General features: G+C 73.4%; 8 protein-coding genes. 3 read left to right on the plus strand and 5 right to left on the minus strand.

What is annotated here, in order from left to right:
- Positions 1–32 precede the first annotated feature (32 nt).
- Positions 33–683, minus strand: coding sequence for a helix-turn-helix domain-containing protein (locus tag OFY01_RS15970; RefSeq protein WP_407700353.1), 651 nt, complete (start codon positions 681–683; stop codon positions 33–35).
- A 96-nt stretch (positions 684–779) separates the two neighbouring features.
- Here OFY01_RS15970 and OFY01_RS15975 point away from each other — a divergent pair, with 96 nt between their 5' ends.
- Both OFY01_RS15975 and OFY01_RS15980 read left to right on the plus strand, forming a co-directional pair.
- Positions 780–1,859 (plus strand): NAD(P)/FAD-dependent oxidoreductase, encoded by a 1,080-nt coding sequence (locus OFY01_RS15975; protein ID WP_266600421.1) that lies wholly within the window; start codon positions 780–782, stop codon positions 1,857–1,859.
- Positions 1,860–2,052: 193 nt separating this feature from the next.
- Complete coding sequence (locus tag OFY01_RS15980; RefSeq protein WP_266600423.1) at positions 2,053–2,250, plus strand: hypothetical protein; 198 nt, start codon at positions 2,053–2,055, stop codon at positions 2,248–2,250.
- Here OFY01_RS15980 and OFY01_RS15985 read toward each other — a convergent pair.
- The 4 genes from OFY01_RS15985 to OFY01_RS16000 all read right to left on the minus strand — a co-directional run bounded on the left by OFY01_RS15985 (position 2,240) and on the right by OFY01_RS16000 (position 6,946).
- A complete protein-coding gene (locus tag OFY01_RS15985) occupies positions 2,240–2,992 on the minus strand; it encodes a PIG-L deacetylase family protein (protein WP_266600425.1) in 753 nt (250 codons plus the stop codon). The two genes, OFY01_RS15980 and OFY01_RS15985, sit on opposite strands and share 11 nt — an antisense overlap.
- A gap of 67 nt (positions 2,993–3,059) precedes the next feature.
- Positions 3,060–4,364, minus strand: coding sequence for an alpha/beta fold hydrolase (locus OFY01_RS15990; protein WP_266600427.1), 1,305 nt, complete (start codon positions 4,362–4,364; stop codon positions 3,060–3,062).
- Between the two features lie 97 nt (positions 4,365–4,461).
- Positions 4,462–5,490: a LacI family DNA-binding transcriptional regulator gene (locus OFY01_RS15995; protein WP_266600428.1), complete on the minus strand. Its 1,029-nt coding sequence runs from the start codon at positions 5,488–5,490 to the stop codon at positions 4,462–4,464.
- A 70-nt stretch (positions 5,491–5,560) separates the two neighbouring features.
- A complete protein-coding gene (locus OFY01_RS16000) occupies positions 5,561–6,946 on the minus strand; it encodes a BNR repeat-containing protein (protein ID WP_266600429.1) in 1,386 nt (461 codons plus the stop codon).
- A gap of 99 nt (positions 6,947–7,045) precedes the next feature.
- Here OFY01_RS16000 and OFY01_RS16005 point away from each other — a divergent pair, with 99 nt between their 5' ends.
- Entirely contained in the window at positions 7,046–7,819 is a 774-nt protein-coding gene (locus tag OFY01_RS16005; RefSeq protein WP_266600431.1) for a dienelactone hydrolase family protein, read from the plus strand.
- Positions 7,820–7,960 lie beyond the last annotated feature (141 nt).

Consider the following 7,960-nt stretch of genomic DNA (forward strand, 5'->3'; position numbering starts at 1 on the left):
GGTCGCTTGCCCTCCTGTGAATGGCTCCGGCCTCACTCCTCTTCCGGTAGGTCCTCCCGCCTGGGCGCGGGCCGCGCCCGTACGTGCATCCGCTCGCCCTGCGGCCCGAACAGGCTCAGGAACTCGGCCGGCCCCTCCCCCGTCGACCCGAACCAGTGCGGAACACGCGTGTCGAACTCGGCGGCCTCGCCGGGGCCGAGGATCACGTCGTGCTCGCCAAGGACCAGGCGGAGCCTGCCGGAGAGCATGTACAGCCACTCGTACCCTTCGTGCGTCTGGGGGTCGGGCTCCATCCGGCGTTGCGGTTCGATCACCTTGTATGCCTGCAGTCCTCCGGGCTGACGGGTGAGCGGGATCAGGGTCCGGCCGCCGCGGACGATCGGCTTGGCACGCACCCTCGGGTCGCCGACCGGCGGGGCTCCGACCAACTCGTCCAGGGCGACCTTGTGGGCGCGGGCGATCGGCAGCAGCAGTTCGAGGCTGGGCTTGCGCAGCCCGGCCTCCAGGCGGGACAGGGTGCTGACCGAGATACCCGTGGACTCGGAGAGACCGGCCAGAGTGGCGCCGCGCTCCTTGCGCAGCGCGCGCAGCCTCGGCCCGACCCCGGCCAGCACGGCGTCCATCGAGTCGTCGTCCCGCTGACCGTCTCCTTGCTCCGTCTGCGGCATCTCGTACGTGTTCATCCTTCCATTGCAGTTTCGGCAAACCGGATTGTCAATACCGCGGGCTCGGACGGATCGTCGTGGGCAGGACATCGGGGCACGGACGAGGAGAAGGTCATGCGGGACGACACCCGGGAGAACACGCGAGAGGCGGGCAGGGGCGACGGCGCGTACGACGTGGTGGTCGTCGGGGGCGGCACCGGGGGGCTCTCGGCGGCACTGATCCTCGGCCGCTCGCGCCGCTCGGTGCTCGTCGTGGACGCGGGCGAGCCGCGCAACGCGCCCGCGGCACACATGCACGGCTTCCCGTCGCGCGACGGGACACCCCCGGCCGAGTTCCTGGCCGAGCTGCGGCGGGAGATCGCGGCGTACGGCGTCGAGCTGCTGCGCGACCGGGTGACGGCGGCCGGGCCGGACGGGGCCGGTGAGTTCGATGTACGGCTGGCGGCCGGGGGCGCGGTCCACGCCCGGCGGCTCGTGGTGGCCACGGGCCTGGTGGACGAACTGCCCGACCTGCCGGGAGTGGCCGAACTGTGGGGCTCCGACGTGCTGCACTGCCCGTTCTGCCACGGCTGGGAGGTCCGGGACCTGCCCATCGGCGTCCTCTACCGCAAGGAGTCGGGGCTCCACCAGACCCTCCTCTTCAGCCACCTCTCCGACGACGTGACGCTCTTCCTGGACGGCGCGGAGGAGGACGAGCTGCCGGACACCGACTGGCGGATGCTCGCCGCCGCCGGGGTGAGCGTGGTCCGCGGCCGGGTCGGCGGCCTCGAATCGGAGGACGGGCGGCTGGCCGGGGTCCGGCTCACGGACGGCCGCTTCTTCCCCCGGACCGCGTTCGCCGTGCCGACCCGCACGGTGCCGCGCGACGGCGTGCTCACCGCCCTCGGCGCCCGCACCCGGCAGACCCCCGCGGGAGCGTTCGTCGACGTGGACCCGACGGGCCTGACCAGCGTGCCGGGCGTATGGGCGGTGGGGAACGCGACGGGCGCGAACGAGCAAGTGGTCAACGCGGCGAGCGCCGGATACCGGGCCGGCCTGACCCTCCACGTCCAGCTGCTCCACGCCGATCTGGAACAGGCCGCCGCACAGCGCGGAGCCGGGACGTTCACACCGGACGCGGAGCGTGCGGTCGCCGCCCGCCGAGTGGCCGCCCGCCGCGGGCGGCCGACGGATCAGCGCACCGCCGCGCCGTAGACGTGGTCCACGGCCATCGTCATCAGCACACGCCGGTCGGCCACCATCGTCGCCGGCCGCCTCGGCGACCGGCACGGCCACGGGCGGCTGTTCGCCTGCGGCACGCTCGGTTTCGCCGCCGCCTCCGCCGGGGTCGGGCCGGCGCCGGGCATCGGGTGGGTGATCACTCGGGGGCGGCCTTCAGCAGACGGCCATGAACGTGGGGCCGACGCTGGGGGTGGCCCTCGCCACGGCGCTGCTCTCACGTTGGGCGACGGCGCCGGGCGGCACGGACGTCCTGGCGTCGATGGGCATCGCCCTCACCGCGCTCGGGGCGCCGGCCCTGTGCGGCGCCCTCGCCGCGCTGTGGCTTCCCCGCCGTGACCGCCGCCCGGCCGTCCTCAGCGGCTGAACACCTCGAACGGCACCGCGGGGACTTTGCCGAACCGGTCTGCGGACGCCTCGATGTTGCGGGTGAGGAAGCTGCGGCAGTACGTCTCGGGGTCCTCGTCCGTCAACGCCTCGATGTACGTGCGGTGTTCGAGCAACGAGCGCACCGCGCGGTCGATGCCGGGGCGCGCGTCCACGGCGTGCGTGGGCCGCGCCGAACCGGCGACCGCCACCCAGCGCACCCCGCCCCACGGTTCGAGCCCCTGCTCGGCCAGTTCGGGGAAGATCCACCGGTTGCCCGCGTCCGCCGCCGCGTCGAGGGTGGCGCGGCCCACGGCGACGTGGTCGGGTGTGTTCCAGTAGAGCCCGCCCCAAGTGTCCTGGTAGTTGAGGGTGATGAGAAGCTCAGGGCGGTGGCGGCGGATCGCGGCGGCGATGTCGCGGCGCAGGGCCGGGCCGTACTCGATCACGCCGTCGCGGTGGTCCATGAACTCGACCGTCTCGACGCCGACGACGGCCGCACCGGTCCGCTGTTCCCGTTCGCGCAGCGGGCCGCACTCCTCCGGGGCGAGCGTGTCGATGCCGGCCTCGCCGCGCGTGACGAGAGCGTAGGCGACCTCGCGTCCCGCGTCGGTCCAGTTCGCGATCGCGGCGGCGCATCCGTACTCGAGGTCGTCGGGGTGGGCCACCACCGCGAGGGCTCGCTGCCAGTCCTCGGGCATGGGCTTCAGCTGGGCCAGGGGTTCCTCTTCGGGCGTGATCATGCGGGGCAGCGTATGTCACCGCCGCGCCCCGCGCCCGACCTGCTCCCGCATCCGCATCCGCATCCGCTCAAGCGTCGCCCCGGACCAGTGCCAGCAGACGGTCCAGGACGCGCGATCCACCCGCCTTGAGGCCGTCGTGCTCGAACTCGTTGGTCACCCAGGGCCGCAGGCCGCGGATCGCGGCGGCCGTCGTCAAAGCGTGGCCCGTGTCCACGTACATGTCGTCGTGGTAGACGGCCGCGGCTGCCGGTACCTCGTTGGCGGCGAGGCGTACGGGGTCGTACAGCGGGGCCCAGTCGGTCCGTTCGGCCAGCGCCTGGGCGGTCTCGCGCAGCGGGCGCAGCGCCGGGTCGCAGTCGAACTGCCACGGGTGGACGGACTCACCGGTGAAGAGCAGCGCCGCGCCGCAGGCCAGCGCCTTCTCACCGTCGAACTGCGGGAATTCGGCGCGGACCCGCTCGGCCGCCCAGCCGGTGGGGCGCCCGCCCTGGGCGTAGATCGCCTCGTGGAGCAGCGCGTACAGCGGATGCCCCGCATGGGAGAGGGCGCCCGCGACCTGTTCCTGGAAGGCGTCGGACAGCTCGCGCCCGCCCGGGGTGCGCACGAACGCGTCCTCCAGGAGGTAGTGGAGGCGGTCGCCGCCGTCACCCGCGCCGAGCCCGATACCGAGCGACTGGAAGGCCCGGAGAGTCAGCCGGTAGCCGTTCGGCAGGACGGGCTCGTGCTCCAGGACGTACGCCCCGATCTCTCGGGCCCGCTCGACGTCCATCGGGTAACGGGCGTAGTGGGCCCGGACCTTGCGCTCGATGCGCGGGTAGGCGGCCCGGTAGACGTCGTCGGCGTGGGCGTCCAGGCTCGGCAGGCCGCCGGTGATCAGAACGGCGGCGAGGCCCTCGGGCGCGGCCGACAGGTAGCGCGTGGCGCAGAAGCCGCCGAAGCTCTGGCCCAGGACGGTCCAGGGCGCGCCGCCGGTCACCTCGCGACGGATCAGCTCGCAGTCGCGGACGATCGCGTCGGCGCGGAAGAGCGCGAGATGGTCGGCCTGCTGCCGGGCGTCGCCGCGCAGCGGGAGCGTCTGCCGGTTGGCCGCGGCGGAGGCGCCGGTGCCGCGCTGGTCGAGCAGGAGCACCCGGAAGTCCTCCAGGGCGCGGCCGAGCCATGCCTGGGTGCCGCTGAACCGGTTGGCGCCGAAGCCGGGGCCGCCCTGGAGGTAGACCAGCCACGGCAGGTCCTCGTGGGCGCGGCCGGGCGCGACGGCCTCTCGCGCGTACAGCTCGATCCGCTCACCGTCCGGCGCGGCGTGGTCCAGCGGGACGGTGAAGCGGCGGTCGGTGAGGACGACCCCGGGCTGACGGTAGCTGGCGGCGGTCACGTCGGGCTCCTGTGCGGTGGTGCGAAGACGGGGGGGCGAGAGCGGGTGCGGAGGCCGGGGGAAGGCGGGTGGCGGCGCCCGAAAGGACGCCGGGGTCTCAGCGTGGGCCCAGGCTGGAGCGGCGCACGACGAGCTCCGGCTGGAGGACGACGCTGCGGTGCTCATGGGCCGCGGCCTCGCCGTCGGCCGCCTCGATCTCGTCGAGCAGCAGCCCGGCGGCGAGCGCACCCATGGCGACCGCAGGCTGGCGCACGGAGGTCAGCGGTACCGCGGCGGCGGCCGCGAACTCGATGTCGTCGTAGCCGACGATCGCGATGTCCTCCGGGACCCGCACCCCGGCCGCGTACAACGCCTGAAGGACTCCGAGGGCCAGCAGGTCGTTGGCGCAGAACACGGCTGTGGGCCGCTCGGCGAGGCCGAGGAGGCGGGCGCCCGCGTCGCGGCCCGCCACCACGTCCTGCCGGTCGACGGGCAGCTCGTGCAGGGCGGCGGGGGTCAGTCCGGCTTCGTCCAGGGCCCGCAGCGCGCCCTGCCGGCGGTCCCTGACCTGGTTGAGCGCGAACGGCCCGCTGACGTAGGCGACGCGGCGGTGCCCCGCGCCGGTCAGGTGCCGCACGGCGAGGGCGCCGCCCGTCACGTCGTCGACGGAGACGGAACACTCGCCGCCGCCCTCGGCGACCCGGTCGACGAGGACGAACGGGATGTCGTGGCGCCTGAACCTTTCCACGGTCGAGCCGGTCGCCTCGGCGGGTGTGAGGAGGACGCCGCGTACGCGCTGTTCGGCGAAGAGCGACAGATACTCGGCCTCCTCGGCGGGGTCCTGCGCGCTGTTGCACACCATCACGCCGAGCCCGGCCTCGCGGGCCGCCCGTTCCGCGCCGCGCGCCACGTCCACGAAGAACGGGTTGCCCATGTCGAGGACGAGCAGGCCCATGATGCGGCTGCGCCCGGCGCGCAGCTGGCGGGCGGACTCGCTGCGCACGTAGCCGAGGCTCTCGATGGCCGCCTGTACGCGGGCGCGGGTCTCCTCGGCGACGGCCTGCGGCCGGTTGATGACGTTCGAGACCGTGCCGACGGACACCCCGGAGACTCGGGCGACGTCCTTGATCCCCACGGCCTGTGGCATCGGCTGGCAACCTCCGGGTGAGCGGGTGCGGGCAGGGCGAGTGTACGTGCGGGGCCCCCGTCACGTTCGGTCAGTCGGACAACCGGAAGTCGGCCACGCGGATCGGTGAGGGGGTGGTGCCGGTGGACGCCTGCTGGTACAGGACCGACAGGACGCCGTCCGCCGTGAGCCGCGACTCGTCGATGACGACCTCACCGAAGGCGTCGAGGTCCGCACCGTCGTACAGTTCCTGCCAGTCGGTCCAGCCGGTGGCCGACGAGGCGGCGACGATCTTCGCGCGCGGCATGATCGCGTACGCGTTGTCGTGCCGGTCGAAGGCGAGGCGGCTGCGCTGCGTGGAGGCGGGCGGCTGCGGAATCTCCGTCGTGTGCCACATGCCGGCCGAGTCCCGGCGCATGTGGAACGTACGGGCGTTCGCAAGGCGGTCGGCGGCGTAGCCGGCGGCGGTGCGACGGGCGAGACGGCCGGGGACGTACGACCACAGGGCGTGTGGTCGTCCGGCCGAGTCGACGGCCTGGCTCTCCTGGTTCATGAGCGCGTGGTCGGGGCCGACCGCCTCGACGACCGTGCCGGTGTCGGCGAGGGAGACCAGGTCGCTGGTGCCTGTGGCGGCGACGAGGGTGCCCGGCACGTCGCGCCAGGTACGGCCGCGGTCGTCGCTGGACACGTACGCCATGTCGTGGTTGGACAGGCCGCCGGGCACGCCCATGACGGAGGCGTCGTGCTCGCGCCAGGTGAAGAAGACGTGCAGCGTCTGGTCCGGCCCGTAGTCGAAGCCGTTGACGTACATGCTGCGCGCGGTGCTCGAACCGTGCTCGCTCGTGTAGGTGCCGGTGGAGCTCGACCACTCCCCCACATCGCGCCAGACGGCGCCGTCGTACTCCGCGAGTGCGGCCCGCCCGTTGCCCGACACGCCCGTGCGGTACAGGAGCTGGAGCCGTCCCTCCGGTGTGGCGAGGAACTGCGGATACGTGAACCGGTCGGTCAGTGCCACCCCGTCGAGAGTGTCGCGTGCAGGGCCGAAGTGGTCGACGGACCAGGCGAAGTCGCCGGGCCTCGCCATCAGGCCCGCGCCGGACTTCACGTACACGTAGGCGTCGCTGTGCGCGTCCATCACGACGTGGAGACGTCCGTCGAGCGGGGAGACGCCCATGCTGATGACGTTGTGCGAGTCGTCGTGACGCAGCCTGTGCGACAGGCGCAGCGTCCGCCAGGGCCCGCCCGGCAGCGCTCTGCGGGCCAGGACGGCGGTGCGGTCGGCGGTGTACCAGGCGGCGTACTGGTGGCCGCGGTAGGTCAACAGCCCGTTCTTCTGGAAGGAGTTGTTGTTGACGAGGCCGTCGTAGGAGACGAAGTAGAGGGCCTGGTCGTCCAGGCAGGTGTCGGAGAGGGGGCGCAGTGAGGGCCCTGGGGCTTCAGCGACGGTGGCGGTGAGCGCGGTGCGGCGGGTCGGCATGGGGCTCCTCGGGCGAGGTCGGGTGGTGATCGCATATCGCACATAGGTGGAAACGCGGGAGGTTGTGTTCCGCGCCGGCCGGGGGAAGGATGATCGACAATGCGTACCGACACTCAGTCCACCATGTCCCTGACGTTGCAGATACCCACGGCTGACGGCACCGCCGACGCCTTTGCGGCCTTCCCCGACTCGGGCACACCGGCGCCCGGGGTGCTGATGTATCCGGACGCGTTCGGCCTGCGGCCCGTGCTCGAGAACATGGCCCGCGAGCTGGCCGCGCACGGCTACTGCGTGCTCGTCCCGAACCTCTACTACCGGCACGCCCCGACCCCGGTGGTGGAACTTCCCGCCCACATCGGCGAGGACGAGCGGCCGGCCGTCTTCGAGCGCGTCGTTCCGCTGGTCCGCACCCACTCCACCGACCGCGTGCTGCGCGACGCCTCGGCCTACCTCGACTTCCTGTCGGCCCGGCCCGAGGTGTCGGCGGGTCCGGTCGCCGCGGTGGGCTACTGCCTGGGCGCCGTTCTGGCGGTACGCACGGCGGCCGCGCATCCGGGCCGGGTGGCCGCCGTCGCCGGGTTCCATCCCGGCCGGCTGGTCTCGGACGCCCCGGACAGCCCGCACCGCGACGCCGCCCGGATGACGGCCGAGGTGCATCTCGGTATCGCCGAGGGCGACATGAAGCCGGAGGCGATCGCCGAACTGAGCCGTCGCCTGGACAGCGGAGGCGTCGTGCACCGGGTCGAGGTCCACCCCGGCGCCGTGCACGGTTTCACCATGGCCGACACCGACGCCTTCGACGCCGAGGCGCTGCGCCTCCACTGGGATCGCCTCCTCTCGCTCCTCGACCGGAACCTGACCCGGACCGCCTGACGCCGACGCGCGGCGTTCCGCCCTCTTGGTCCGGAGGCCCGGCGACCTCGTCGCCCGGCTCCGCCGACGGCAACCGGACGGCGATGGCGCCGAGGCCGCCGCGGCCGGCGAACCGAGGTGAGCGCAACGGCGGCTGTGCCG

This window comes from Streptomyces beihaiensis (genome assembly GCF_026274175.1).
Taxonomy (GTDB): Bacteria; Actinomycetota; Actinomycetes; order Streptomycetales; family Streptomycetaceae; genus Streptomyces; species Streptomyces beihaiensis.